Source organism: Streptomyces sp. NPDC047886, from assembly GCF_043204435.1.
Lineage (GTDB): Bacteria > Actinomycetota > Actinomycetes > Streptomycetales > Streptomycetaceae > Streptomyces.
This window is the reverse complement of sequence record NZ_JBIDCF010000007.1, coordinates 72,869-98,821: the sequence shown is the minus strand read 5'-3', so window position 1 is coordinate 98,821 and position 25,953 is coordinate 72,869. Positions and strand designations below refer to the sequence as shown.

Annotated in this window: 22 protein-coding genes and 1 tRNA gene; 11 read left to right on the top strand and 12 right to left on the bottom strand. The window is 71.7% G+C overall.

Translation table 11 applies throughout. The features are described 5' to 3' along the window. Positions 1-157: 157 nt before the first annotated feature. The 7 genes from ACGF5U_RS23285 to ACGF5U_RS23255 all read left to right on the top strand — a co-directional run bounded on the left by ACGF5U_RS23285 (position 158) and on the right by ACGF5U_RS23255 (position 9,610). Positions 158-2,038 (top strand): PQQ-binding-like beta-propeller repeat protein, encoded by a 1,881-nt coding sequence (locus tag ACGF5U_RS23285; protein ID WP_392715071.1) that lies wholly within the window; start codon positions 158-160, stop codon positions 2,036-2,038. Between the two features lie 73 nt (positions 2,039-2,111). Then, a complete protein-coding gene (locus ACGF5U_RS23280) occupies positions 2,112-3,986 on the top strand; it encodes a PQQ-binding-like beta-propeller repeat protein (protein WP_392715070.1) in 1,875 nt (624 codons plus the stop codon). A gap of 285 nt (positions 3,987-4,271) precedes the next feature. Further along, on the top strand, positions 4,272-4,964 hold the full coding sequence (locus ACGF5U_RS23275; protein ID WP_392715069.1) for a LuxR C-terminal-related transcriptional regulator: 693 nt from the start codon (positions 4,272-4,274) through the stop codon (positions 4,962-4,964). 231 nt (positions 4,965-5,195) lie between these two features. Then, entirely contained in the window at positions 5,196-6,314 is a 1,119-nt protein-coding gene (galT, locus tag ACGF5U_RS23270; RefSeq protein WP_392715068.1) for a galactose-1-phosphate uridylyltransferase, read from the top strand. Beyond that, on the top strand, positions 6,311-7,291 hold the full coding sequence (gene galE, locus ACGF5U_RS23265) for a UDP-glucose 4-epimerase GalE (RefSeq protein WP_392715067.1): 981 nt from the start codon (positions 6,311-6,313) through the stop codon (positions 7,289-7,291). The genes galT and galE overlap by 4 nt, the downstream gene beginning before the upstream one ends. Next, positions 7,288-8,478, top strand: a complete 1,191-nt coding sequence (galK, locus tag ACGF5U_RS23260; protein ID WP_392715066.1) for a galactokinase — start codon at positions 7,288-7,290, stop codon at positions 8,476-8,478. Before galE ends, galK begins: the two co-directional genes overlap by 4 nt. A gap of 355 nt (positions 8,479-8,833) precedes the next feature. Beyond that, positions 8,834-9,610, top strand: a complete 777-nt coding sequence (locus ACGF5U_RS23255; RefSeq protein ID WP_392715065.1) for a LuxR C-terminal-related transcriptional regulator — start codon at positions 8,834-8,836, stop codon at positions 9,608-9,610. Here ACGF5U_RS23255 and tamR read toward each other — a convergent pair. Further along, positions 9,569-10,066 (bottom strand): MarR family transcriptional regulator TamR, encoded by a 498-nt coding sequence (gene tamR, locus ACGF5U_RS23250; RefSeq protein WP_392715064.1) that lies wholly within the window; start codon positions 10,064-10,066, stop codon positions 9,569-9,571. The two genes, ACGF5U_RS23255 and tamR, sit on opposite strands and share 42 nt — an antisense overlap. A gap of 131 nt (positions 10,067-10,197) precedes the next feature. On the opposite strand from tamR, the gene ACGF5U_RS23245 reads away from it, so the two are divergent. Next, positions 10,198-11,037 (top strand): trans-aconitate 2-methyltransferase, encoded by an 840-nt coding sequence (locus ACGF5U_RS23245; RefSeq protein ID WP_392715063.1) that lies wholly within the window; start codon positions 10,198-10,200, stop codon positions 11,035-11,037. A gap of 277 nt (positions 11,038-11,314) precedes the next feature. On the opposite strand, the gene ACGF5U_RS23240 is transcribed toward ACGF5U_RS23245, so the two are convergent. Together ACGF5U_RS23240 and ACGF5U_RS23235 are read right to left on the bottom strand one after the other, a co-directional pair. Beyond that, positions 11,315-11,992: a TetR family transcriptional regulator gene (locus ACGF5U_RS23240; protein ID WP_392715062.1), complete on the bottom strand. Its 678-nt coding sequence runs from the start codon at positions 11,990-11,992 to the stop codon at positions 11,315-11,317. Then, positions 11,989-12,981, bottom strand: coding sequence for an acyl-CoA desaturase (locus tag ACGF5U_RS23235; RefSeq protein WP_392715061.1), 993 nt, complete (start codon positions 12,979-12,981; stop codon positions 11,989-11,991). Before ACGF5U_RS23235 ends, ACGF5U_RS23240 begins: the two co-directional genes overlap by 4 nt. A 307-nt stretch (positions 12,982-13,288) precedes the next feature. Between ACGF5U_RS23235 and ppc the strand changes: the two genes are divergently transcribed. Continuing rightward, complete coding sequence (gene ppc / locus ACGF5U_RS23230) at positions 13,289-16,018, top strand: phosphoenolpyruvate carboxylase (protein ID WP_392715060.1); 2,730 nt, start codon at positions 13,289-13,291, stop codon at positions 16,016-16,018. Positions 16,019-16,129: 111 nt separating this feature from the next. On the opposite strand, the gene ACGF5U_RS23225 is transcribed toward ppc, so the two are convergent. The 7 genes from ACGF5U_RS23225 to ACGF5U_RS23195 form a co-directional block, all read right to left on the bottom strand. Beyond that, entirely contained in the window at positions 16,130-16,810 is a 681-nt protein-coding gene (locus ACGF5U_RS23225) for a PT domain-containing protein (protein ID WP_392715059.1), read from the bottom strand. 250 nt (positions 16,811-17,060) lie between these two features. Then, the gene (locus ACGF5U_RS23220) at positions 17,061-17,522 is read right to left on the bottom strand and encodes a hypothetical protein (protein ID WP_392715058.1); all 462 of its coding nucleotides are present in this window, start codon (positions 17,520-17,522) and stop codon (positions 17,061-17,063) included. 65 nt (positions 17,523-17,587) lie between these two features. Then, the gene (gene pth / locus ACGF5U_RS23215) at positions 17,588-18,184 is read right to left on the bottom strand and encodes an aminoacyl-tRNA hydrolase (protein ID WP_392715057.1); all 597 of its coding nucleotides are present in this window, start codon (positions 18,182-18,184) and stop codon (positions 17,588-17,590) included. A gap of 213 nt (positions 18,185-18,397) precedes the next feature. After that, positions 18,398-18,988: a 50S ribosomal protein L25/general stress protein Ctc gene (locus tag ACGF5U_RS23210; RefSeq protein ID WP_392715056.1), complete on the bottom strand. Its 591-nt coding sequence runs from the start codon at positions 18,986-18,988 to the stop codon at positions 18,398-18,400. A gap of 281 nt (positions 18,989-19,269) precedes the next feature. Then, on the bottom strand, positions 19,270-20,247 hold the full coding sequence (locus ACGF5U_RS23205) for a ribose-phosphate diphosphokinase (protein WP_392715055.1): 978 nt from the start codon (positions 20,245-20,247) through the stop codon (positions 19,270-19,272). A 109-nt stretch (positions 20,248-20,356) separates the two neighbouring features. Next, on the bottom strand, positions 20,357-21,823 hold the full coding sequence (gene glmU, locus ACGF5U_RS23200; protein WP_392715054.1) for a bifunctional UDP-N-acetylglucosamine diphosphorylase/glucosamine-1-phosphate N-acetyltransferase GlmU: 1,467 nt from the start codon (positions 21,821-21,823) through the stop codon (positions 20,357-20,359). Positions 21,824-21,934: 111 nt separating this feature from the next. Beyond that, positions 21,935-22,005 (bottom strand) — tRNA-Gln (locus ACGF5U_RS23195). A gap of 254 nt (positions 22,006-22,259) precedes the next feature. Here ACGF5U_RS23195 and ACGF5U_RS23190 point away from each other — a divergent pair. After that, positions 22,260-23,624 carry a sensor histidine kinase gene (locus tag ACGF5U_RS23190; RefSeq protein ID WP_392715053.1) on the top strand — a complete coding sequence of 455 codons (1,365 nt, stop codon included), beginning with the start codon at positions 22,260-22,262 and terminating at the stop codon, positions 23,622-23,624. A 108-nt stretch (positions 23,625-23,732) separates the two neighbouring features. Here ACGF5U_RS23190 and ACGF5U_RS23185 read toward each other — a convergent pair whose 3' ends face one another. After that, positions 23,733-24,221, bottom strand: a complete 489-nt coding sequence (locus ACGF5U_RS23185) for an SUKH-3 domain-containing protein (RefSeq protein ID WP_392715052.1) — start codon at positions 24,219-24,221, stop codon at positions 23,733-23,735. Between the two features lie 10 nt (positions 24,222-24,231). Next, positions 24,232-24,744 (bottom strand): YwqJ-related putative deaminase, encoded by a 513-nt coding sequence (locus ACGF5U_RS23180; protein WP_392715051.1) that lies wholly within the window; start codon positions 24,742-24,744, stop codon positions 24,232-24,234. A gap of 228 nt (positions 24,745-24,972) precedes the next feature. On the opposite strand from ACGF5U_RS23180, the gene ACGF5U_RS23175 reads away from it, so the two are divergent. Next, positions 24,973-25,953, top strand: coding sequence for an SMI1/KNR4 family protein (locus ACGF5U_RS23175; protein ID WP_392715050.1), 981 nt, complete (start codon positions 24,973-24,975; stop codon positions 25,951-25,953).

Below are 25,953 nucleotides of genomic sequence, written 5' to 3'. Positions count from 1 at the left end.
TCTGTGCGAAGGGTCAGGGTGATAGAAAGAAGCCCCGCTCGACTCACGTAACAGTGCGACATCCCTGTCCGATTCGCTCCATTCCGTTGGCCCGTGCCCATCGGAATCGCGGGGGAGGCCGGTCGGTTCAGCGGACCGCACGAAGGGGGAAGCGCTGATGACTCAGCCGCCCAGCCAGCAACCGCCGCAGGGAGGCTTCGGGTCTCCGCAGGACCCGCACCAGGGGGTCCCCCAGCCGCCCGCGCAGCCGCCGCAGGCCCCGCAGGTCCCGCCGACCGCACCGCCCGCCGCGCCGGGGGCGGGCCCGGGCCAGCCGGGTTACGGCTATCCGCAGGCCCCCGGCCAGCAGCCCGGCTACGGCTACCCGCAGGCACCGGACCAGCAGCCGAACCCGTACGCCCAGCAGCCCGGCCCCTACGGGCAGCAGCCCGGCCCGTATGCCCAGCAGCCGGGCCCCTACGGGCAGCAGCCCGGCCCCTACGGGCAGCAGCCGGGCCCCTACGGGCAGCAGCCCGGTCCCTACGGCGGCTACCCGACCCAGCCGCAGTACCCCGGCGCCCCCGTCCCGCCGCCCGGCGGCGCACCCGGCGGCGGCAACCCCTTCAAGGGCAAGCCCGGTGTCATCGTCGCTGCGGCGGTCGCCGGCCTTCTCGTCGTCGGCGCCGGTACGTGGTGGGCGCTGAGCGGCGACGAGGAGAAGGACCCGGTCGCCAAGCCCACCGCCTCCGCCGAACCCGAGCCGTCCGGCTCCGAGTCCATCGACCAGGGCGACGGCGGCGGTGACGGCAGGAACGCCGCCGACGACCTCAACGCCGGCCGCCAGCCCGGTGAGGCGAAGGTCGAGTGGCTGGTCAAGAACGATGTCGACCTGCCGCGCAACGGCTCTGACGTGTACGGCCCGTGGATCGTCGGCGACACCATCGCCAAGGCCATGTACAAGGGCGTCGAGGGCTACTCGGTGACCGACGGCAAGAAGAAGTGGAGCGTGCCGTTCACCACCGAGGTGTGCACCGCGCCACCCGCGCCCGCCGCCGACGGCACGATCGTCGTCGGCATCAAGGACGGCACGGGCGACCGCGCCAAGTGCACCCAGCTCCAGCGGATCGACCTCAAGACCGGCAAGGCGGGCTGGAAGGCCCAGGTCCCCAAGGGCACGGGCTTCAACTCGCTGTCCGACATGACCATCGCCATCAGCGGCACGACGGTCACCGCCGCCGGCACCGGCAACTCCTACGGCTACTCGCTCACCGACGGCAAGCAGCTCTTCGGCAAGCCCACCAGCGGCTGCAAGCCGTACGCGTTCGCGGGCGGACCGAAGCTGATCGCCGCCGCGAGCTGCCCGACCAGCGACTACGACAACCCGCAGCACGAGCTCCAGGAGGTCGACCCGGCCTCCGGCAAGCCGAAGTGGCGCTACCAGCTCGCCAAGGGCTGGGAGGTCGACAAGGTCTACTCGGTCAGCCCGCTGGTCATCTCGGCGACCCACCGCAAGGACAAGAAGTGGAGCGTCGTCGCGCTGACCGCGTCCGGCAAGCTCCGCTCGCAGCTCGACGGCGGTAAGGACAAGTACCAGCCGCAGTGCGGCGGCGGCTTCGTCGTCTTCGGCAAGAACCTCCAGGGCTGCGTCGGCGTCGCCGCCGACGCGAACACCTTCTACATGGCGACGGCCCCGACCTCGCTCACCCGGGGCACCAACGACGTGGTGGCGTTCAACCTCGACACCGGCAAGGCCACGTGGCGGTCGAACGCGGGCGCCGAGCGCACGATGATGCCGCTGCGCATGGAGGGCAGGGACGTGCTGCTCTACATGGAGGGCTCGTGGGACAAGGGCGGTGCCGTGGCCACGCTCGCCCCGACGGGCGGCGCTCCGAAGGTGCTGCTCCAGCACCCGGCGTCCACCGCCAAGATCGAGCGTGACTTCTACAAGCCGAAGTACGGCTACGCCGACGGCAGGTTCTTCATCGTCGGCGGCCGGGTCAGCGCGCGCAACGACACGGAGGAGAAGGAGACGAAGACGATGATGGCCTTCGGCAAGTGACGCCGGCGGACCGCAGCATCTCCCCGCTCTCCCCGACCGACTTCTCCGTCACGCCTCACGAGGTACGCACACGATGACGCAACCGCCCCCGCCGCCGAACCAGCCCCCCGGCCCGCCGCCGAACCAGCCGCCCGGCCCGCCGCCGAACCAGCCGCCCGGCCCGCCGCCGGGGCCGCAGCAGCCCCCGCAGGGCGGCTTCGGCGCACCCACGCCGCCCCCGGCGACGCCGGACGGCGCCGCGTACGGCTATCCCCAGACGCCGCCCGGACAGGCGCCCGCCCAGCCGCCCGGCTACGGCTACCCGCAGGCCCCCGGTCAGGTGCCCCCGCACCCGCAGGCACAGGCACCCGGCATGTACCCGCCGCCCGGTCAGCCCGGTCAGCCCGGTCAGCCCGGTCAGCCCGGCCAGCAGCCCGGTTACGGCTACCCGACCGCGCCCATGCACCAGGCCATGCCGATGCCGCCGCAGGGCGGCGGTTCCGGGTCCAGGAAGCTCTCCGCCCAGCTGCAGATCATCATCGCGGCGGCCGTCGCCGTGGTCCTGATCATCGGGGCGGGCGTCTGGTACTCGTCCACCAAGGGAGGCGAGGAGAACCCCACGGCCAAGGGCGGCTCCTCCGGCTCGACGGAGGGCGGCGGCAAGGGCAGCGGCGGCGGTGGCGGAGCCGACGGCCCCGGCAAGGAGAAGGTGCCGTCCAACACGAAGGCCAAGGTGGCCTTCCAGCTGCCGGTGCCGGTGGTCCCCGACCTCACCGACGTCAACGGCTCCTGGATCACCGACAAGGCGTACGTCAAGTCGGGTGTCAACTCGGTCGTCGCGTACGACCTCGACAAGGGCACCCCGCTGTGGACCATCAAGCTCCCCGGCGCGGTCTGCGCGGCGTCGCGGCACGTCAAGGACAACAAGACGGCCATCGTCTTCGAGGCGACCAAGCGGGTCCCGCCGCGCAACTACCAGCCGTGCACGGAGGTCGGCGCGATCGACCTGGCCGCGGGCAAGCTGCTGTGGAGCAAGTCGGTCACCGGCGGCACCGCCGGTGACGACAAGGCCCGCTTCGACGAGGTCACCGTCGGCGCGAACACGGTGGCGGCGGGCGGCCTCAACGGCGGCGCCGCCTGGGACCTGGCCAGCGGCAAGGAGCGCTGGCGCCCCGAGGTCAACACCGAGTCCTGCTACGACATGGGCTACGGCGGCGGCGACGGCCTCGTCGCGGCCCGCAAGTGCGGCCCGTACGACGGCCAGTGGGTGGTCATCCAGAACCTCGACCCCACCACCGGCGCGCCGATCTCGCAGTTCAAGATGCCCAAGGGCGTGGAGTACGCGCACATCGTCTCCACCAGGCCGCTGGTCGTCGCCGCCGACGTCGGCGACACCGCGGGCGACGGCTCCGGCATCTCGGACTTCTTCTCCATCGACGAGAAGACCGGCAAGCTCAAGGTGAAGATCGCGGCGGACGCCGAGCGGTTCGCGGCCAAGTGCCGTTCGACCGAGGTGGAGACCTGCAAGAAGGTCGCCGTCGGCAACGGCCGTATCTACCTGCCCACCGAGGACCACGAGGGCACCGGCGAGTACGGCGACACCAACGAGATCGTCTCCTTCGACCTCACCACCGGCAAGCCGACCACCGACAAGGCGGACGCGGGCGACCGGTACACGATGTTCCCGCTGCGCATGGACGGCGGCAACATCATCGCGTACAAGGTCCCGCCGTACGACAAGGGCGGTCAGATCGTCAGCATCGACGGCGGCACCTTCAAGCAGACGGTGCTGCTGGAGAACCCGTCGGAGGAGTCCGTCCGGGACGCCGAGCGGAGCTTCTCGGCGGAATCGGCGGAGCTGCTCTACGCCGACGGCCGGATGTTCATCGCGGACGACATGATCTCCGAGCCCCGCGACTCGGCGGGCGGCAGCAAGTCGTACCTGGCACTCGGGTACACGACCAACTGACCGGCACTCCCGCACACCCGGGGACCGAGACGGCCCGGCGCATCGCTCACCCGACGCGCCGGGCCGTCGCCGTACGAGGGCGGACGGACCGCGCGGCGAGCCCGCGCCCGGCGCGCGGCCCGTCAGCCTGCGCTGCCTCAAGTAGCCCTGATTGGCGAAGAATTCGACATTGTGGGGGCTTCTCACCGGTAGGGGGCGCGTAACGTCGAACAAGCGTGTAGCTTGCCGGGTCATGGACGGCCGGGGGGCCTGATCCAGGGGTCCAGGGGGATGGGGGGTTGGTCGATGGGCGTTCGGCTGATGGTGGTCGACGACCACCGGCTGCTCGCCGAGGCGCTCGCCTCGGCCCTGAAGCTGCGCGGGCACCGGGTGCTCGCGGCCGCGGCCCCCACCGCCGGAGTGGCCGATCTGGTGGTGAACAGGGCCCCCGAGGTGTGCCTCATGGGGACGGCGACCCCCGCCGAACCGGGCGTCTTCGACCCCGTCGTACGGATCAAACGCGAGCGCCCGCAGGTCGCGGTCGTCGTCCTCGGGCCGGTACCGAGCCCGCGCGGCATCGCGGCGGCCTTCGCGGCCGGCGCGTCCGGTTACGTACGCCACGACGAGCGCATCGAGGGCGTCGAGCGCGCCATGGCGAAGGCGAGGGCCGGCGAGGCGGCCGTGGCGCCGCAGCTGCTCCAGGGGGCGTTCACCGAGCTGCTCAACCCGGCGGCCCAGCCCGACGACGAGGGCCAGCGGCTGCTGCGCATGCTCACGCCCCGCGAGGTGGAGGTGCTGGTGCGGGTCGCCGAGGGCGAGGACACCCGGCTGATCGCCGCCGGCATGGGCATCGCGCCCAGCACGGCACGGACGCATGTGCAGCGCGTCCTGATGAAGCTCGGCGTCGGGTCCCGGCTGGAGGCCGCCGCGCTCGCCGCCCGTACGGGGCTCCTCGACCGCGCCGCGATGGACACCCGGCACCACCACCGGCACCTCTGAAACCACCGCATCCCCCACACCCGCACACACCCGCACACACCCGCGCCCCCGGCGCCCACCGCACCCATCCGGCCCACCCCTTTCTGGACCGCACCCGCCGCACGGGCCGACGCTCGTCGGGCCCGTGCGGCCCTCCGGCATTGACGGCGGTGTTTGATTATGATTTCTTGTGTGCGATTATGTTGCTCTGTTGAGGAGTGAACACATGCGTGGCACAAGGAGTGCGAGACGGTGAAGAAGACGTCGACCCGGCTCGCCGACGGACGCGAGCTGGTCTACTACGACTCACGGGACGACGTCGTGCGCGACGCCGTCGACACGAGGCCCCTCGACCCGGTCTCCACGGCCGCCGAGATCCGCCATGACGCGCTGCTCGGCGACTCCGTGGCCATCGCCTCGCACCGGCAGGGCCGCACCTACCACCCGCCCGCCGACCAGTGCCCCCTGTGCCCGTCGGCGGACGGCCGGCAGAGCGAGATCCCGGACACCGGCTACGACGTCGTCGTCTTCGAGAATCGTTTCCCCTCCCTCGCCGGGGAGTACGGGCGCTGCGAGGTCGTCTGCTTCACCTCCGACCACGACGCCTCGTTCGCCGACCTCACCGAGGAGCGGGCCGCGCTCGTCCTGGAGGCGTGGACCGACCGCACGGCCGAACTCGCCGAACTCCCCGGGGTCGAGCAGGTGTTCTGCTTCGAGAACCGGGGCGCCGAGATCGGGGTCACCCTCGCCCACCCGCACGGCCAGATCTACGGGTACCCCTTCACCACCCCGCGCACGGCACTGATGCTGCGCTCGCTGGACGAGCACCGCGAGCGGACCGGCGGCCGGAACCTCTTCGACGACCTCGTCGAGCGCGAGCGCGCCGCGGGGGAGCGGGTGGTGCTGGAGACCGGCCACTGGCTGGCGTTCGTCCCGTACGCCGCGCACTGGCCGTACGAGGTGCACCTCTACCCCAAGCGGCGGGTGCCCGACCTGCGGGCCCTGGAGGGCGAGGCGCGCACAGAGTTCCCACAGGTCTATCTGGAACTGTTGAGGCGCTTCGACCGGATCTTCGACGGGACGGCCGGCGGGAAGGGTGGCGGGAAGGGTGGCGGGCAGGGCGGCCGGACGGGCGGCGGGAGGGAGAGCGCGGGCGAGCCGCCGACGCCGTACATCTCCGCCTGGCACCAGGCGCCGTTCGGCGACCCGCGGCGCGACGCGTTCGCCACGCATCTCGAGCTTTTCACCATCCGCCGCACTTCCGGCAAGCTGAAGTTCCTCGCGGGCTCCGAGTCCGGTATGAGCGTGTTCATCAACGACGTGCCGCCGGAGGCCGCAGCACGGCGACTGCGAGAGGTAGCGAGCACATGAGGTATCTGGTGACGGGCGGGGCCGGCTACGTGGGCAGTGTGGTCGCCGCCCATCTGCTCGGGGCCGGGCACGAGGTGACCGTCCTGGACGACCTGTCCACGGGGTTCCGCGAGGCGGTCCCGGCGGGCGCCGAGTTCATCGAGGGCCGCGTCCAGGACGCCGCCCGCGTCCTCGACGGGTCGTACGCGGGCGTGCTGCACTTCGCCGCGTTCTCGCAGGTCGGCGAGTCGGTCGCGCGGCCCGAGAAGTACTGGGACAACAACGTCGGCGGGACCATGGCCCTGCTCGCCGCGATGCGCGCGGCCGGCGTCCGCAAGCTGGTCTTCTCGTCCACGGCGGCCACCTACGGGGAGCCGGTCTCCACCCCCATCAGGGAGACCGACCCGACGGCCCCCACCAGCCCCTACGGGGCGTCCAAGCTCGCCGTCGACCATATGATCGGCGGCGAGGCGGCCGCCCACGGCCTGGCCGCCACCTCCCTGCGGTACTTCAACGTCGCCGGCGCGTACGGCCGCTGCGGCGAGCGCCACGACCCCGAGTCGCACCTCATCCCGCTGGTCCTCCAGGTCGCCCAGGGCGAGCGCGACGCCATCTCGGTGTACGGGGACGACTACCCCACCCCGGACGGCACCTGCGTCCGCGACTACATCCATGTCGCCGACCTCGCCGACGCGCACCTGCTCGCCATGGCCGCCATGGAGTCGGGCGCCGTGGCGCCGGGCGAGCACCTGGTCTGCAACCTCGGCAACGGCAACGGCTTCTCCGTCCGCGAGGTCGTCGAGACCGTGCGCAAGGTGACCGGGCACGCCGTGCCCGAGGTGACGGCCCCCCGCCGGCCTGGCGACCCGGCGGTCCTCGTCGCCTCCGCCGCCACCGCCCGGGAGCGGCTCGGCTGGCAGCCCTCACGGTCCGACCTCGCCGGTATCGTCGCCGACGCGTGGGCCTTCGCACAGCACGGAGAGGCGGCCGCCGGATGACCGGCACACCGGAGGACACGGTCGCGACGGCGGCCGCCCGTCCCGTCGCCGAACGGTTCGAGGAGCTGTACGGGTCCGCGCCCGAAGGGGTGTGGGCGGCGCCGGGACGCGTCAACCTCATCGGCGAGTACACCGACTTCAACGACGGTTTCGTGATGCCGCTGGCCCTGCCGCACACCGCCGTCGCCGCCGTGTCGCGGCGCGACGACGGCCGGGTGCGGATCCACTCGGCCGAGGTGGACGAGGGCGTGGTGCGGCTGGAGATCGACTCGCTGCGCCCCCGGGAGAGCACCGGCTGGGCCGCCTACCCGGCCGGTGTGGTGTGGGCGCTGCGGGAGGCGGGCCACACCGCCGTCACCGGCGCGGACATCCATCTCTCCTCGACCGTGCCGACCGGCGCCGGGCTGTCCTCGTCGGCCGCCCTGGAGGTCGTCACCGCGCTCGCCCTGAACGACCTGTACGGGCTCGGGCTGACCGCGCCGCGGCTGGCGGTGCTGGCCCAGCGCGCCGAGAACGCGTTCGTGGGCGTGCCGTGCGGGGTCATGGACCAGATGGCGTCCGCGTGCTGCGTCGAGGGCCACGCCCTGCACCTGGACACCCGGGACCTGACGTACCGGCAGGTCCCGTTCGACCTGGCGGCCCAGGGGCTGCGGCTGCTCGTCGTGGACACCCGGGTGAAGCACGCGCTCGGCGACGGCGCGTACGCCGAGCGGCGCGCCGGATGCGAGGCCGGTGCGCGGGCGCTCGGCGTGCGCACGCTGCGTGAAGTGGCGTACGGACGACTGCCGGACGCGCTGGAGCGGTTGACGGACCCCACGGTCCGCGCGTACGTGCGCCACGTCGTCTCCGACAACCAGCGCGTGGAGCGCACGATCGCCCTGCTCGAAGCGGGCGACGCGCGCGCGGTGGGGCCCGTCCTGACGGAGGGGCACGCCTCGCTCAGGGACGACCTGCGGGTGTCCTGCGCCGAGCTGGACCTGGTGGTGTCCGCCGCCGCGGCCGCGGGCGCGCTCGGCGCCCGGATGACCGGCGGCGGCTTCGGCGGATCGGCGGTCGTGCTGGTCGACGAGGACGCCGCGGAGAAGGTCGCGGCGGCGGTGGAGGAGGCGTTCGAGAACGCGGGACACCCGGCGCCGAGGGTGTTCCCCGCCGTCCCGTCGCCGGGCGCCCGGCGCCTGCTCGGCTGACCCCCCGCCGCCCGTCCGCCCGGTGGGTTCCCCGGGCGGGCGGGCTGCGGACGAGGGCCCGGCGATCACCCGGTGATCATCCGTGGGCGTGGAAGCGGTCGCCTTCCGCCTCGTTGGAACACCCGCGGCTCACGAGAAACACCCTGGTCGGTCAGTTCTGCAAATCGGCTCCCCGCCAGGCCGCCCGGCCGTACGCTGATGCACAGCATCGGTGGGGGCCGATGCTGATCAGGGGGCGAGACGGTCGGGTACGACGCCCGGGGCGGGGTAACAGTCACTGCACGGCGGCGGCCGTGCGACCACTGAGTGCTCACGCTCCGGGCGCCGTACCCGCAGCCGTCCGCTTCCTCGACACATGGGGGTGTCAGTGGTCCGTATCCGGGTTCTCGTGGTGGACGATCACCGCATCTTCGCCGAGTCGCTGGCCGCGGCTCTCGCGGCCGAGCCCGACGTGGAGGTGGCGGCCGCCGGCAGCGGGCCGGCCGCGCTGCGCTGCCTGGACCGCGCGGCCACCGAAGGGCGCAGGTTCGATGTCCTGCTGGTCGACGCCGACCTGGGCGTGGCGCCCACCGTGCCCGTCCCGCGCGCCGTACCGGACAGCGGCGTCGACGGCATAGTGGACGGCATCTCGCTGGTCTCCGCCGTCCGCTCGGGCCGCCCCGGCGTGCGTACGGTCGTGCTGGCCGAGAAGGACGACCCCCGCAGGGCCGCGCTGGCCCTCCAGGCGGGCGCGTCGGGCTGGGTCGCCAAGGACTGTTCCCTCCAGCGGCTCCTGGGGGTGATCCGGGGTGTCCTGCGTGACGAGACGCATCTCGCGCCCGCGCTGCTCACCGGGGTCCTGCGCGAGCTGACGGCCGCCCGCAAGCACCGCACCGAGAGCGAGCGGCTGGTCGAGTCGCTCACCCCGCGCGAGCGGGAGGTGCTGCGCTGCATGGTCGCGGGCCTCGGCCGCAAGGCGGTCGCCGAGCGGCTGTTCCTCTCGCCGCACACGGTGCGTACGCATATGCAGAACGTGCTGGGCAAGCTCGGCGTCCACTCGACGCTGGCGGCCGTCGCACTCGCCCGGCGGGCCGGCGTGGGTCCCGCGGAGCTAGCCGGGAATGTTGTCGAACGGGGCGGTCAGCTGGCGTAGCAGCGAGGCCAGCTCACCGCGCTGCGCGCGGGACAGTTCGCCCAGGATGGCCCGCTCCTGGGCGAGCAGCCCGGCGAGGGCCTGGTCCGCCCGGTCGCGCCCCTCGGGCGTGAGCCGGACGAGGACACCCCGCCGGTCACTGGGGTCGGGCAGCCGCTCCACGAGGCCCTTCTTCGCGAGCCGGTCGATGCGGTTCGTCATGGTGCCGGACGTGACCAGCGTCTGTGTGAGGAGCTGGCCGGGCGAGAGCTGATACGGCGCCCCGGCGCGGCGCAGCGACGTCAGGACGTCGAACTCCCACGGTTCCAGGTTGTGCTCGGAGAAGGCGATCCGGCGTGCCCGGTCCAGATGGCGGGCCAGCCGGGAGACACGGCTCAGTACCTCGAGCGGTTCCACGTCGAGGTCCGGGCGCTCGCGGCGCCATGCTGCGACCAGTCGGTCGACCTCGTCCTCCATGACGATCAGTGTAGGGGATCTGTCGACATGAAGTCTCTTGACGTCAAGATATATTTGTTTGGTCTATTGGGCATGACCGGGCCGGAACCATGTTCCGTTTCGGTAGTTCGTTCCAGCGAGGGGGACCACACATGCATTCCGCGCAGACCGCACCCATCTGGGATCCGCAGCAGTACCTACGCCATTCCACGCACCGGACCCGCCCGTTCATCGACCTGCTCGCCCGCATCCCGGAGCTGCCCGCCGACGCCGAGGGCCGGCCCGCCCGTATCGCCGACATCGGATGCGGCCCCGGCAACGTCACGGCACTGCTCACCGACCGCTGGCCCGACGCCCGCATCACCGGGTTCGACCTCTCGCCCGAGATGCTGGAACAGGCCAAGAAGAGCTACGCGGGAACCGGGCCCGGCGGCGGCTGGCTCGACTTCCGCCAGGCCGACGCGGCGCACTGGACGCCCGACGAACCGTACGACCTGATCGTCTCCAACGCCGCGCTCCAGTGGGTGCCCAACCACCCCGAGTCGTTCCCGGCCTGGCTGGACGGCCTCGCTCCCGGCGGCATCCTGGCCTTCCAGGTCCCCGGGAACTTCGTCTCCCCCAGCCACGCGCTCCTCGGCCACCTCTGCGAGACCCCCCGGTGGCGGGACCGCCTCGGCGACCACGGCCGCCGCTTCGTCCACATCCTCGACCCGGCCGACTACCTCGACCGCCTCACCGGTCTGGGCTGCGCGGCCGACGTCTGGGAGACCACCTACTCCCAGCTCCTCCAGGGCGACGACCCCGTGCTCGACTGGGTCAAGGGCACCGCCCTGCGCCCCGTCCTCACCGCGCTGGAAGGCGACGACGAAGCGGTCGCCGACTTCCTCGCGGAGTACCGCGACCTCCTGCGCGAGGCGTACCCGCCGGGGCCGCACGGCACGGTCTTCCCGTTCCGGAGGATCTTCGCCGTCGCCCACCGGGCGGCCCGCTGATGCGCGCGGCCGCCGCCACGGCCGCCGACCCGGCCACCGGACCGGCTCCCCGCCGGCCGGGGCTCCCGGAGCGGCTGACGTGACGGGCCCGTCAAGAGCCCCCTTAAACAGACCGGGACGTCCCCGCACACACGCGGAGACGTCCCGGTCGGCGTTCGGGGCCAAGGGTGGGGGCAGGTGGCCAGGGGCGGGGGCAGGGGGCAGGGGCGGGGCAGGGGGGCAGGGAGACGGGGGCGGGCGTCGGAGGGCATGGGGGCGGGAGGGAAGCGGCCCGGCGTCAGCTCTTGCGGTGACCTATCAGCCGGGGCTTGGCCTCCAGGCCGTCCAGGCCGTGCCACGCCAGATTCACCAGGTGCGCCGCCACCTCGGCCTTCTTCGGCTTCCGGGCGTCCAGCCACCACTGGCCCGTCAGCGCCACCATGCCCACCAGGGCCTGCGCGTAGAGCGGGGCCAGCTTCGGATCGAAGCCGCGCGCCTTGAACTCCAGGCCGAGGATGTCCTCGACCTGCGTCGCGATGTCCGAGATCAGCGACGCGAAGGTACCCGTCGACTGCGCGACCGGCGAGTCCCGTACCAGGATCCGGAAGCCGTCCGTGTACGTCTCGATGTAGTCGAGCAGCGCGAACGCCGCCTGTTCCAGCAGCTCACGCGGGTGCCCGGCGGTCAGGGCCCCGGTCACCATGTCGAGGAGCTGGCGCATCTCGCGGTCCACCACGACCGCGTACAGGCCTTCCTTGCCGCCGAAGTGCTCGTACACCACCGGCTTGGACACCCCGGCCTTCGCCGCGATCTCCTCCACCGACGTGCCCTCGAAGCCGCGCTCGGCGAAGAGCGTGCGGCCGATGTCGAGCAGCTGCTGACGGCGCTCGGCGCCGGTCATACGGACCCGTCGGCCGCGCCGGGGTTTGTCGCTGCTGGAGGTACTGGAGGAGTCGATCGCCACACTGTCCATCATGCCGCGTTCGCGGACCGGTCCTGGCGCCGGGCTTCGATCCGGGAGGCGCTCGGCCAGCGGACGTCGTAGGCCCAGCCGAACTTCTCGAACCAGCGGATCAGCCGGGCACTGGAGTCGATCTGGCCCTTCATCACGCCGTGCCGGGCACTCGTCGGGTCCGCGTGGTGCAGGTTGTGCCACGACTCCCCGCAGGACAGCACCGCCAGCCACCACACGTTGCCCGACCGGTCACGCGACTTGAACGGGCGCTTGCCGACCGCGTGACAGATCGAGTTGATCGACCAGGTGACGTGGTGCAGCAGCGCCACCCGCACCAGCGAGCCCCAGAAGAACGCCGTGAACGCGCCCCACCACGACCAGGTGACCAGACCGCCCACCAGCGGCGGGATCGCCAGCGAGACGACCGTCCACAGCACGAACTGGCGGGAGATCCGGCGGATCGCCGGGTCCTTGATCAGATCGGGGGCGTACTTCTGCTGCGGCGTCTGCTCCTCGTCGAACATCCAGCCGATGTGCGCCCACCACAGCCCCTTCAGCAGGGCCGGCACCGTCTCGCCGTACCGCCACGGCGAATGCGGGTCGCCGTCGGCGTCCGAGAACTTGTGGTGCTTGCGGTGGTCGGCCACCCAGCGCACCAGCGGCCCCTCCACGGCCAGCGACCCCATGACCGCCAGAGCGATCCGCAGCGGTCGTTTCGCCTTGAAGGCGCCGTGCGTGAAGTAGCGGTGGAAGCCGATCGTGATGCCGTGGCAGCCGATGAAGTACATCGCCGTCATCAGCCCGAGATCGAGCCAGCTCACCCCCCATCCCCACGCCAGCGGCACCGCCGCCAGCAGTGCCAGGAAGGGCACCGCGATGAACAGGAGCAGTGTGATCTGCTCGATCGAGCGCTTGTTGTCCCCGCCGAGCGTGGCAGGGGGCAGATCGGTCGTGCCGGCCTCGGCGTCGCCGGGGCCTCCGGTGTCGAGCACCTCGGGACTGGTGGTCATGGATGTCCCCTGGGGGTGAGGGTATGTGGGAAGCCGTAGCTACGGTTCCGTAACCTACGGCGACGTAAGTATGGCAGCGCCCGGGCGCGCGGCAAGAGGGCTGTTGACGGCGTGGCCCGGACGGACACCTATCCTGGGTGTCGTCGGACAGCGCGGTCCGCAGCTTCCCTGAGGGATTGCCTTGCGAAACCCCCTCCGAATCTCGGCCTCCGAGCGGTGAGGGAGCCCATTGGTTCGAAAGGGTCATCCCCGGGACACCACAGCAGTACCCCTCCAGACGTGCTCATCACTGCAAGGAGCCGCACCTGTGAGCAGTGCCGACCAGACCCCCTCCGCCAGCGCCGAGCTGCGCGCCGACATCCGCCGACTGGGTGACCTGCTGGGCGAGACGCTCGTACGGCAGGAAGGGCCCGAGCTCCTCGAGCTCGTCGAGAAGGTCCGCCGCCTGACCCGCGAGGACGGCGAGGCCGCCGCCGAGCTGCTCGGCGACACCGACCTGGAGACCGCCGCCCGGCTGGTCCGCGCCTTCTCGACCTACTTCCACCTCGCCAACGTCACCGAGCAGGTGCACCGAGGCCGCGAGATGCGCGAGCGCCGCGCCGCCGAGGGCGGCCTCCTGGCCCGTACGGCCGACATGCTGAAGGACGGCGACCCCGCCCACGTCCGCGAGACCGTCAAGCGCCTCAACGTACGGCCCGTGTTCACGGCCCACCCCACCGAGGCGGCCCGCCGCTCGGTGCTGAACAAGCTGCGCCGCATCGCCGAGCTCCTCGAAGAGCCGGTGATCGAGGCCGACCGGCGCCGCCACGACCTCCGGCTCGCCGAGTTCATCGACCTCATCTGGCAGACGGACGAGCTCCGCGTCGTCCGGCCCGAGCCCGCCGACGAGGCCCGCAACGCCATCTACTACCTCGACGAGCTCCACGCCAACGCCGCCGGCGACGTCCTGGAGGACCTGGCCGCCGAACTGGACCGGGTCGGCATCGAGCTGCCCGCCGGCACCCGCCCCCTCACCTTCGGCACCTGGATCGGCGGCGACCGCGACGGCAACCCCAACGTGACGCCCGCCGTCACCTGGGAGGTGCTGATCCTCCAGCACGAGCACGGCATCAGCGACGCCATCGACCTCATCGACTACCTGCGCGGCCTGCTCTCCAACTCGATCCGGTACGCCGGCGCCACCCAGGAGCTCCTGGACTCGCTCGCCCTCGACCTGGAGCGCCTCCCCGAGATCAGCCCCCGCTACAAGCGCCTCAACGCCGAGGAGCCCTACCGGCTGAAGGCCACCTGCATCCGGCAGAAGCTCCTCAACACCCGCGAGCGCCTCGCCAAGGGCACCCCGCACCAGGAGGGCCGCGACTACCTCGGCACCGCCGGACTGGTCAACGACCTCACCCTCATCCAGACGTCCCTGCGCGAGCACCGGGGCGGCCTGTTCGCCGACGGCCGCATGGACCGCACCATCCGCACCCTGTCCGCGTTCGGGCTCCAGCTCGCCACCATGGACGTCCGCGAGCACGCCGACGCCCACCACCACGCGCTCGGCCAGCTCTTCGACCGGCTCGGCGAGGAGTCGTGGCGCTACGCCGACATGCCCCGCGACTACCGGCAGAAGCTGCTCGCCAAGGAGCTCCGCTCACGCCGGCCCCTCGCCCCGACACCCGCCCCGCTCGACGCGGCGGGCGAGAAGACCCTCGGCGTGTTCCACACCGTCAGGGAGGCCTTCGAACGGTTCGGGCCCGAGGTCATCGAGTCGTACATCATCTCGATGTGCCAGGGCGCCGACGACGTCTTCGCCGCCGCCGTCCTCGCCCGCGAGGCCGGCCTCATCGATCTGCACACGGGCTGGGCCAAGATCGGCATCGTGCCGCTCCTGGAGACCACCGACGAGCTCAGGGCCGCCGACGTCATCCTCAACGACATGCTCGCCGACCCCTCCTACCGCCGCCTGGTCTCCCTGCGCGGCGACGTCCAGGAGGTCATGCTCGGCTACTCGGACTCCTCCAAGTTCGGCGGCATCACCACCAGCCAGTGGGAGATCCACCGCGCCCAGCGCAGGCTCCGTGACGTCGCCCACCGCTACGGCGTCCGCCTGCGCCTCTTCCACGGCCGCGGCGGCACCGTCGGCCGCGGCGGCGGCCCCTCGCACGACGCGATCCTCGCCCAGCCCTTCGGCACCCTGGAAGGCGAGATCAAGGTCACCGAGCAGGGCGAGGTCATCTCCGACAAGTACCTCGTCCCCTCCCTCGCCCGGGAGAACCTGGAACTGACCGTCGCCGCCACCCTCCAGGCGTCCGCCCTGCACACCGCGCCCCGCCAGTCCGACGAGGCGCTGGCCCGCTGGGACGCGGCGATGGACACCGTCTCCGAAGCCGCGCACAGCGCGTACCGCAGGCTGGTCGAGGACCCCGACCTGCCCGCGTACTTCTTCGCCGCCACCCCCGTCGACCAGCTCGCCGACCTGCACCTCGGCTCCCGGCCCTCCCGCCGCCCCGACTCGGGCGCGGGCCTCGACGGGCTCCGCGCCATCCCGTGGGTCTTCGGCTGGACCCAGTCGCGGCAGATCGTCCCCGGCTGGTTCGGTGTCGGCTCCGGTCTGAAGGCGCTGCGCGAAGCCGGCCTGGACGCCGTCCTGGCCGAGATGTACGAGCGCTGGCACTTCTTCCGCAACTTCCTGTCCAACGTCGAGATGACCCTCGCCAAGACGGACCTGCGGATCGCCCGCCACTACGTCGACACCCTCGTCCCGGACGACCTCAAGCACGTCTTCGACACCATCCAGGCCGAGCACGACCTCACGGTCGCCGAGGTCCTGCGGGTCACCGGCGGCGAGCGGCTCCTCCACTCCAACCCGGTGCTCCAGCAGACGTTCGCCATCCGGGACGCCTACCTGGACCCGATCTCGTACCTCCAGGTGGCGCTCCTCGCCCGCCAGCGGTCCGCCGCCGAGCGCGGTGAGGAACAGGACCCGCTGCTGGCACGGGCGCTGCTGCTGACGGTCAACGGCGTCGCCGCGGGCCTGCGCAACACCGGCTGACGGCCGGCCGACGGCGTCGGCACCGCCCAGAGGCGGAGACGGGGAAGGGCCCCCACCGGAGTTCCGGTGGGGGCCCTTCCCGTTACGGGCGTGGGACGTCAGACGTCCACGTCAGTGCTGGCCGGCCTTGCGGCGCCGCAGCACCAGGAACGCGCCACCCGCGACCAGAGCGGCCGCGACACCGGCGAGGGCGCCGACGGGCGCGCTGCTGCCGGTCTCGGCGAGGTCACCGGTCGCGCTGTCCGACGGCGACGCGCCCGGCTTCGCACCACCGGGGGCCGAGGAGGACGGCTGCGCGCTCGGGTTCTCCGACGGGTTGTCCGACGGGTTGCCGGTCGGCTCGGTCGGCTTGTCCGTGGGCTCGGTCGGCTTGTCCGTGGGCTTGTCGTCCTCGCACTCGGACTTGAAGACCTTGTGCTTCGCCTTGCCCTTCTCGCCCTCCCAGTTCCAGACGAGCTTGTACTGGCCGTCGGCGAGCTTCATGTCCTCGGTGCGGCCGTGACCGGTCTCGTCGAGGGTGAACGTGCCGGCCTTGACCTCGGTGCCCTTGTCGAGGTCGTTGTTGGCCCAGGCCTCGATGTGCCAGTTGACCTTCTGGGTGGCATCGAAGCCGAAGGCGTCGAGGTAGAACTCACAGACCTTGGGCTGGTTCGCGCGAATCTCTTCGCCGGTCTTGGAGTCATGGATCTTGACGGTACCGTTGTCGCCGTTCGTGGCGTGCGCGGCAGGGGCGAGCAGCAGCGAGCAAGCCGCCGCCGCCACCAGTGCGCCGGTGATGTTCAGGGTGCGCATGGGCAGTCCAACGTGAGAGGTGACTGGGGCCGTGGGGGGCGGCTCAGCTTCCTGTGGTCCCGAGGGCCAGTCAAGGCACATAAGGCGCATCCGTACCGGTACGCGATCCTTGCCCGAATCGTTCCGTATAACGATTCCGCTACATCTCAATAGGTTGTACGGCGACTGTCTCAAAACCGTCACGGTCCGCCGCCCCGGCCCGTAGCCCGCCCGCCTGCTGGCCCGCGTCCCGCCGGCGTCGACCGCGCCCTCACAACGCCAGGAACGCCCCCAGCAGGAGCGCGCCACCCGCCGCACCAGACACCCACGCCACCCGGGTCAACCGCAGCCCGCCGCCGACCACCAGGGACGCCAGGAGCAGCGCGCCACCCAGCGGCAGCCACGCGTGCAGACCCCCGGCCCACCCCGTACGGACCAGGTCCCTGCTGTCCGGTTTCACCACCACCGCGTACCGGCCGCCCTTCTCCACGGCCACCGAACGCGCGATCCGCATGTCCGTACGCGGCCCCGGCGCGCCCTCCGGGTCGAACCGGCCCGTGCACACCTCGTCGCCACACCCCGTGACGGTCAGGACGCCGTGCTCGCGCCCCTTCGACAGCAGGACGTGCTGGGCACTGCCCCAGGACGCCCAGACGCCCGCGACGACCAGCAGCAGGGCGACCAGCGCCATGGCGGCGTTGCGGGCGACAGGGAGAACAGAGGTCCGCTTCATGGGGCGCGATCCTGCGCGATACGACCGGCCCCGGTCAATCTCGATCCGTCAGCGACAATCCGTGATCACGAGTTGTACGCCGACTGCGCCCGCTCCAGACCCTCCGTGACCAGGCACTCCACGGCGTCCGCCGCACGGTCCACGAAGTAGTCGAGCTCCTTGCGCTCGGCCGACGAGAAGTCCTTCAGCACGAAATCGGCCACCTGCATCCGCCCCGGCGGCCGCCCGATCCCGAACCGCACCCGGTGGTACTCCGCGCCCATGGCCTTCGTCATCGACTTCAGCCCGTTGTGCCCGTTGTCGCCGCCGCCCAGCTTCAGCCGCAGCGTCCCGTAATCGATGTCCAACTCGTCGTGGACGGCCACGATCCGCTCCGTCGGCACCTTGTAGAAGTCCCGCAGCGCGGTGACGGGACCGCCCGACAGGTTCATGTACGACATCGGCTTCGCCAGGATCACCCGGCGGCTCCCGGGCCCCGGCGGACCGATCCGGCCCTCCACCACCTGCGCCTGCGCCTTCTGGGCCCGCTTGAACGTGCCGCCCGTCCGCCGCGCCAGGAGGTCGGCCACCATGAACCCGACGTTGTGCCGGTTCGCGGCGTACTCCGGTCCGGGATTGCCCAGACCCACGATCAGCCAGGGGACGCCGGCGTCCGTCGTCATGTGCGTCATTCTCCTCACGTACGGAACACGGAACGGGTGACAGGGAACCCCGAACTGGGAACCCAGGGAACCGAACTGGGAGCCCCGGGAACCCGGACAGGGAAAGCCCCGGGAACCCGGACAGGGAAAGCCCCGGGAACCCGGACAGGGAAACGGGGCGGCGGGCCCACCAGGGGCCCACCACCCCGTCACACATCAAGCGGAGCGGACGGCTCAGGCCTCGGCGGCCTCTCCGCCCTCGGCGCCCTCACCGGCCGGCTCCTCCGCCTGCGCGGCCAGAACCTGCAGGACGACGGTCTCGCCGTCGACGGCCAGGGAGACACCGTTCGGCAGCGCGATGTCCTTCGCCAGGACGGAGGCACCGGCCTCCAGGCCCTGCACGGACACCGTCAGCGCCTCGGGGATGTGGGTGGCCTCGGCCTCGACCGGCAGCGCGTTCAGCACGTGCTCGAGCAGGTTGCCACCCGCGGCGAGCTCGCCCTCGGCGTGCACGGGGATCTCGACGTTGACCTTCTCGCCACGCTTCACGAGCAGCAGGTCGACGTGCTCCAGGAAGCCCTTCAGCGGGTCGCGCTGCACGGCCTTCGGGATCGCCAGCTCGGTCTTGCCGTCCACCGTCAGCGCGATCAGCACGTTCGACGTCTTGAGCGCCATCATCAGGTCGTGGCCCGGCAGCGCGACGTGAACCGGCTCGGTGCCGTGACCGTACAGAACGCCCGGAACCTTGTTCTCGCGGCGGATGCGACGCGCGGCGCCCTTACCGAACTCGGTGCGGGTCTCGGCGGTGAGCTTCACCTCGGACATGTGCACTCCTCGTATGTGTCAGACGGAAATCGGTCGTGGTCACTCGGCCACGACTGGACTTGGCCTGCTACGAAGAGCGCGTCGATAACGGACCGCCGTACGCATGACGTACGGCCTCCCTCGCCGAGCAACCTCACCAGTCTACTCGGCACCCCGCTGGCCACCCAATTCGATCAACAACGGGCTATCCGCCAGGGCCGGCCGGCCGGTCGGCCGCGCACAGCGGGAAGGGCCGCCCCGCTCCTGCGGGACGGCCCTTCCACCGGGAACCTCGCCCGGCCTTACCCCTGCTCCTCGAAGAGGCTCGTCACCGAACCGTCCTCGAACACCTCACGCACCGCACGCGCGATCGTCGGCGCGATCGACAGCACCGTGATCTTGTCCAGCTCCAGCTCACCCGGGGTCGGCAGCGTGTTCGTCAGAACGAACTCGCTCACCTTCGAGTTCTTCAGCCGGTCCGCCGCGGGACCCGACAGGATGCCGTGCGTCGCCGTCACGATGACGTCCTCCGCGCCGTGCGCGAACAGCGCGTCCGCCGCGGCGCAGATCGTGCCACCGGTGTCGATCATGTCGTCGACCAGGACGCAGACGCGGCCCGCGACCTCACCCACGACCTCGTGGACGGTCACCTGGTTCGCCACGTCCTTGTCGCGCCGCTTGTGCACGATCGCCAGCGGCGCGTCCAGCCGGTCGCACCAGCGGTCCGCGACCCGCACACGACCGGCGTCCGGGGACACCACCGTCAGCTTCGTCCGGTCCACCTTCGCGCCCACGTAGTCCGCGAGGACCGGCAGCGCGGTCAGGTGGTCCACCGGACCGTCGAAGAAGCCCTGGATCTGGTCCGTGTGCAGGTCCACCGTGAGGATCCGGTCCGCGCCCGCGCACTTCAGCAGGTCCGCGACCAGACGGGCCGAGATCGGCTCACGGCCCTTGTGCTTCTTGTCCTGACGGGCGTACCCGTACGACGGGATGATCACGGTGATGCTCGCGGCCGAAGCACGCTTCAGAGCATCGATCATGATCAGCTGCTCCATGATCCACTTGTTGATGGGAGCCGTGTGGCTCTGCATCACGAAGCAGTCCGCACCACGCGCCGACTCCTGGAACCGGACGTAGATCTCACCGTTGGCGAAATCGAACGCCTTCGTCGGCACCAGGCCGACACCCAGCTGATGTGCGACCTCCTCGGCCAGCTCGGGGTGGGCGCGGCCGGAGAAGAGCATCAGCTTCTTCTCGCCGGTCGTCTTGATCCCGGTCACAGCACTGTCTCCTCAGACGTGTTCCCTGGCCGCGAGTCCCTCGCCGCGAGCCAGCCGAATTTGTGTGCACGTATCACGGTACGCCGAATTCGCGCGTACCTGTTTTCGGTCAGCCCTGGGACTCCGTCTGCCCGGAAGCCTCGGCGGCCGCCTGCGCGGCCGCGCTCCCCGGCCTCTTGCGGGCCACCCAGCCCTCGATATTCCGCTGCTGACCACGGGCCACGGCAAGTGAACCCGGAGGCACGTCCTTGGTGATCACGGAGCCCGCCGCGGTGTACGCGCCGTCCCCGACAGTGACAGGAGCCACAAGCATGTTGTCCGCGCCGGTCCGGCAGTGGGACCCGATCGTCGTGTGGTGCTTCTTCTCGCCGTCGTAGTTCACGAACACGCTCGCCGCGCCGATGTTCGAGTACGCGCCGATCGTCGCGTCGCCCACGTACGACAGATGCGGAACCTTCGTCCCCTCGCCGATCGTCGCGTTCTTCGTCTCGACGTACGTACCGATCTTGCCCTTGGCGCCCAGACGCGTTCCCGGACGCAGATAGGCGAACGGACCCACCGAAGCGCCGTCGCCGACCTCGGCCGAGTCCGCGACCGTGTTGTCCACGCGGGCGCCCCGGCCGACCGTCGTGTCCTTCAGCCGCGTGTTCGGGCCCACCTCGGCGTCCTCCGCGAGATGCGTGGCGCCGAGCAGCTGCGTACCGGGATGCACGACGGCGTCCCGCTCGAACGTCACCGCCACGTCGATCTGCGTGGACGCGGGATCCACCACCGTGACACCGGCCGCCATCGCCCGCTCCAGCAGCCGCAGGTTCAGCAGCCGGCGGGCCTCCGCCAGCTGCACCCGGTTGTTGATGCCCAGGATCTCCCGGTGGTCCCCGGCCAGCGAGGCCCCCACCCGGTGCCCGGCCTCGCGCAGGATCCCCAGCACGTCCGTGAGGTACTCCTCACCCTGGCTGTTGTCCGTGCGCACCTTGCCCAGCGCGTCCGCGAGCAGCCGCCCGTCGAACGCGAACACACCGGAGTTGATCTCGCCGATGGCCCGCTGCTCGTCGGTGGCGTCCTTGTGCTCCACGATCGCCGTCACCGCGCCGGTCGCCGCGTCCCGCACGATCCGCCCGTACCCGGTCGCGTCCGGGACCTCGGCGGTCAGCACGGTCACCGCGTTGCCGTCGGCCGCGTGCGTCGCCGCGAGCGCCTCCAGCGTCCCGCCGGACAGCAGCGGGGTGTCGCCGCACACGACGACCACGGTCCCGGCCAGCGCGTCGGGCCCGAGTTCCTCCAGGGCCATCCGCACGGCGTGCCCGGTGCCGTTCTGCTCGTGCTGCACGGCGGTGCGGGTGCCGGCGTAGTACGCGTCGAGGTGCGCGGTCACCAGCTCGCGGGCGTGCCCGACGACGACGCACAGATGCGCGGGGTCGAGCTCGCGGGCGGCGGAGACGACGTGTCCGACGAGCGAACGCCCGCAGATCTCGTGCAGGACCTTGGGGGTCTTCGACTTCATGCGGGTGCCCTCACCCGCAGCGAGGACGACGACGGCGGAGAGTGGGGTATCCCCTGTTCGAGCGGTGCTCACGGGAGTGCCCTTCGGCTTCGGGTGGTGGACACCCGCAGGATACCGGTGGGCCAGGAGCGAGAAATGAGGGCGGGTCCCGACCGGTGGAGGTCAGGACCCGATGGGGCGCCGCTCCCGGGGGAGGACTCGAACCCCCATGATCAGAACCAAAATCTGACGTCTTGCCCTTAGACGACCCGGGATGGCCGCATTGTCCGATTCTTGTGATCGGCCGCGGACGCAGCCACCACTATGCCGTACGGGGCGCCCTCCGTGCGACGGTACGGATCGGCCCCCCGGCCCCACGGATGATCATGCGCCGTCTGTGGGCTCCGCCGGTGCCGCCGGTGGGCTCCGCCGGTGTCGCCGGTGCGCTCCGGCGGGGCTCGCCGGAGACGCGATCCCTGCCGTGGAACTCGGAGGAGGCGGGGTGGGGGTCGCCCTTAGGGTGGGAGGCATGACCACAACGGGGGCGCACCAGGACGTCGCGGGCACGGGTGCCCGGGGCTGGTGGTGGTGGGGTAGGCGGCGGAGTGCCGTGCTGGACGTGGTGCTCGGGGTGTTCTCGGCGCTGGAGTGCGCGGGCGAGGGCGTCGGGTTCGCGGAGAGCGCCGCGCTGCCGGTGCCGTTGGGCGTGGTGTTCGGGTTCGTCGCGGGCGCCGTGCTGGTGGTGCGGCGGCGGTGGCCGATCGTGGTGGTGCTGGTCTCGGTGGCGATCACGCCCGCCGAGATGGGGTACCTGATGGCGGTCGTCGGGCTGTACACGCTCGCCGCGTCCGAGGTGCCCCGGCGGATCATCGCGGCGTTGGCGGGGATGTCGCTGGTGGCGGTGTTGATCGTCACGTTCGTGCGGGTGCGGCAGGACGTCGCCGCGGCGGATTTCGATCCGGGCTCGTGGTACGTGCCGCTGGTGTCGGTCTTCATGTCGCTGGGTCTGAACGCGCCGCCGGTGCTGTTCGGGCTGTACATAGGGGCGAGACGCCGGTTGATGGAGAGCCTGCGGGAGCGGGCGGACAGTCTGGAGCAGGAGCTGTCGCTGCTGGCCGATCGGGCGGAGCAGCGGGCGCAGATGGCGCGTACGGAGGAGCGGACGCGGATCGCGCGCGAGATGCACGACGTGGTGGCGCACCGGGTGAGTCTGATGGTGGTGCACGCGGCGGCGTTGCAGGCGGTGGCGTTGAAGGATCCGCAGAAGGCGGTGAAGAACGCGGCGCTGGTGGGGGACATGGGGCGGCAGGCGTTGACGGAGCTGCGGGAGATGCTGGGGGTTCTGCGGTCGGACGGGGCTGCGGCGCCGGTCGCGGTGTCGGCGGCGGCTTCGGTGTCGGCGGTGGCTTCGGGGTCGGCCGGGGCTCCCGCCGCGGAGCCGGTGCCGTTGGCGGCTGTGGGGCGGGCCGCGGCTGCCGCGGCGGAGGCGGCGGCCGGGGACGGGCCGGGGCTGGGGGACGTGGAGCCGCTGGTGGAGCAGTCGCGGCAGGCGGGGACGGTGGTGGAGCTGCTGGTGATGGGGGAGTCGCGGGGGTACGCGCCGGAGGTGGAGCAGACGGCGTACCGGGTGGTGCAGGAGGCGTTGACGAACGTGCACAAGCACGCGGCGGGCGCCAAGGTCGTGGTCCGGCTGGCGCACCGGGGGGACGAGGTGGCGATGCAGGTGGAGAACGGGCCGTCGGACGGTGCGGTGGCGGACGCGGGGCTGCCCAGCGGGGGCAATGGTCTGGTGGGGATGCGGGAGCGGGTGACGGCGCTGGGCGGTGTGTTCGTGTCGGGGCCGACGGACGAGGGCGGCTTCCGGGTGTCGGCGGTTCTGCCGGTGACGCGGTAGCTCCCGGCGCGCGTGGCCCCCGGTGCGCGGTGGCCGCCGGTGTGTGCGGCTTCGGCGCGAGCGGTGGCCCCGGCGCGCGTGGCTTCCGGCCCGGGTAGGTGGGGGCTGTTACGGGTTGGTGAGGCGGGTGGGCTGGCTGCCGCTGATCAGGGTGGTGAGCGCGTGGTCGATGTCGGGGCCGAGGTACCAGTCGCCGGTGTGGTCGAGGCTGTAGACGCGGCCTTCGGTGTCGATGGCGAGGACGGCCTGGTTGTCGGCCTCCTCGCCGAGGGGCGCCATCTCGGTTTCCAGGGCGCGGCCGAGGTCGGCGAGGGTGCGGGCGAGGTGGAGGCCGGCGAGCGGGTCGAGGTGGAGGGGGCCGGGGGCGATCTGTCGGCCGGGGCCCGGGGTGGTGACGCGCAGCCCGCCGAATTCGGCCCAGGCTTCGACGGCGGCGGGGAAGACGCTGTGCCGGTGCCCCGCGGGGGAGACGTGGGCGCGGAGGGTGTCGGCCCAGTGCTCGGCCTGCTTGATGTCCCAGCGGCCGGGCTGCCAGCCGGCTTCCCGCAGGGCGGCGTCGACGGCGACGGGGAAGCGGGTGGTGTTCAGGTCGGGCATGGGGGTGCGGTCAGCCGTTCTGGGCGGTGGGGTCGACGGGGCGTACGCCGAAGTGGGCGAGGAGCGCCGCGCAGGAGCGGCAGGGTGCGGCGTAACTGCCGTGGAGCGGGTCGCCGTCCTCGCGGATGCGCCGGGCGGTGAGTTTGGCGTGCTTGAGGGAGCGGCGGGCTTCGCCGGCGGTGAGGGGTTTGCGGCGGGCTCGCTTGGAGCGGCTGTCCTCGGTGGCGGTGAGGTGGCGGGAGAGGAGGATCGCTTCGGCGCAGCGGCCGGTGAAGCGTTCGCGCTGTCCGCTGGTGAGGGTGTCGAGGAAGTCCTGTACGAGGGGGTGGAGGGTGGGTGGCCGGTTGCCCCGGCCGGCGGTACAGGTGAGCGTCTCGCCGCGTACGGAGAGTGCTGCTCCCACGGTGGGGAGGATGCCGTCGCGGCGGTGGCGCAGCACGGGGGCACGATGGGGGGTGGTGCTGCTCCAGGTGAGGCGTGGATCACCCGTTGAGGTCGTTGTGCCTGGTTGTGCTGTGTGCATGGTGCGTGTCGTCCCCTCTGTGCAATCCCCCGAGTTGCCTGGACAGAGTGCCAAATGGGTGAGGTGATGGGAAAGCTGGGGCGCGAAACGCCCCTCTGGCGTGTCATCCGGTCGTCGGTGGGTCACCCCGGTGTGACGGTTGGTCACCGAAGCGGAGGCCGGGTTCGCGGTGTTGCCCCACCGCATAGGCTGTGCGGAACCAGCCAGCAGCAGCAGGGGGCATCCGCCATGACGACAGGTCGGCTCGGGCAGCACAGTGCCGCGCCACCGAACGCGGCCTACGCCGGGCAGGTCGTGCATTTCCCGGATCCCGTCCGGGCTGCCCGGCACCCGAGAGGGGTGCGGGTGGACGCCGGGGGTTACCCGGACTTCTCGGTGTACGCGCGTGCCGCCGCGGAGATCGCCGATCCTCCGGACGGGTTCGGTGTGGATGAGCTGCGGTTGACGGACTACGTGTCCGCGAACGCCGCGCTGAAGGCGCGGGGCCATGAGCTGTGGGACACGGTTCCCGCCGTGGCGACGCCGCACGGCTGGACGTGGCACCACGTGGCGGGTACGCGCCGGATGCAGTTGGTTCCGGTCGAGGTGAAGGCGCTGCTGCGGCATCACGGTGGGCTGGCGACGGCTCCGGTGGACCGGGACAAGCGGGGTACGCGGCCGTTGCAGGAGACCCGGCCGGCGCATTTCGGGCTGCCGAAGGGCTCGGTGTCGGTGTCGGAGGCGCAGCTGCAGGGCGTGGAGGAGGACCTGGGGTACCGGCTCCCGGGTGCGTACCGGTCGTTCCTGAAGGCGGCGGGCGGTTGCGCGCCGGTGGGGGTGGCGCTCGACGCGGAGCTGGGGCTGCTGGTGGACCAGCCGTTCTTCACGGTGCGCGACGAGGCCGCGGTCAACGACCTCGTGTACGTGAACAAGTGTCTGCGGGACCACCTCACGAAGGATTATCTGGGTGTCGCCTTCGTCCAGGGCGGTCTGCTCGCGGTGAAGGTGCGGGGCGCGGGGACCGGTTCCGTGTGGTTCTGCGCGTACGACGATGTCCGTGATCAGGACGGCTGGACGGTTCAGGACCGGGTGGAGCGGCTGTTGCTGCCCTGTGGTGCGGATTTCGACGAGTTCCTTCAGCGGTTGGCGGGCAGTCCGCCGGAGTTGGAGACGGTGGCGAACCTGATGGTGGACGGTGGCTTCGCGCGCGCCGTTCCGGTGGGGGAGTGA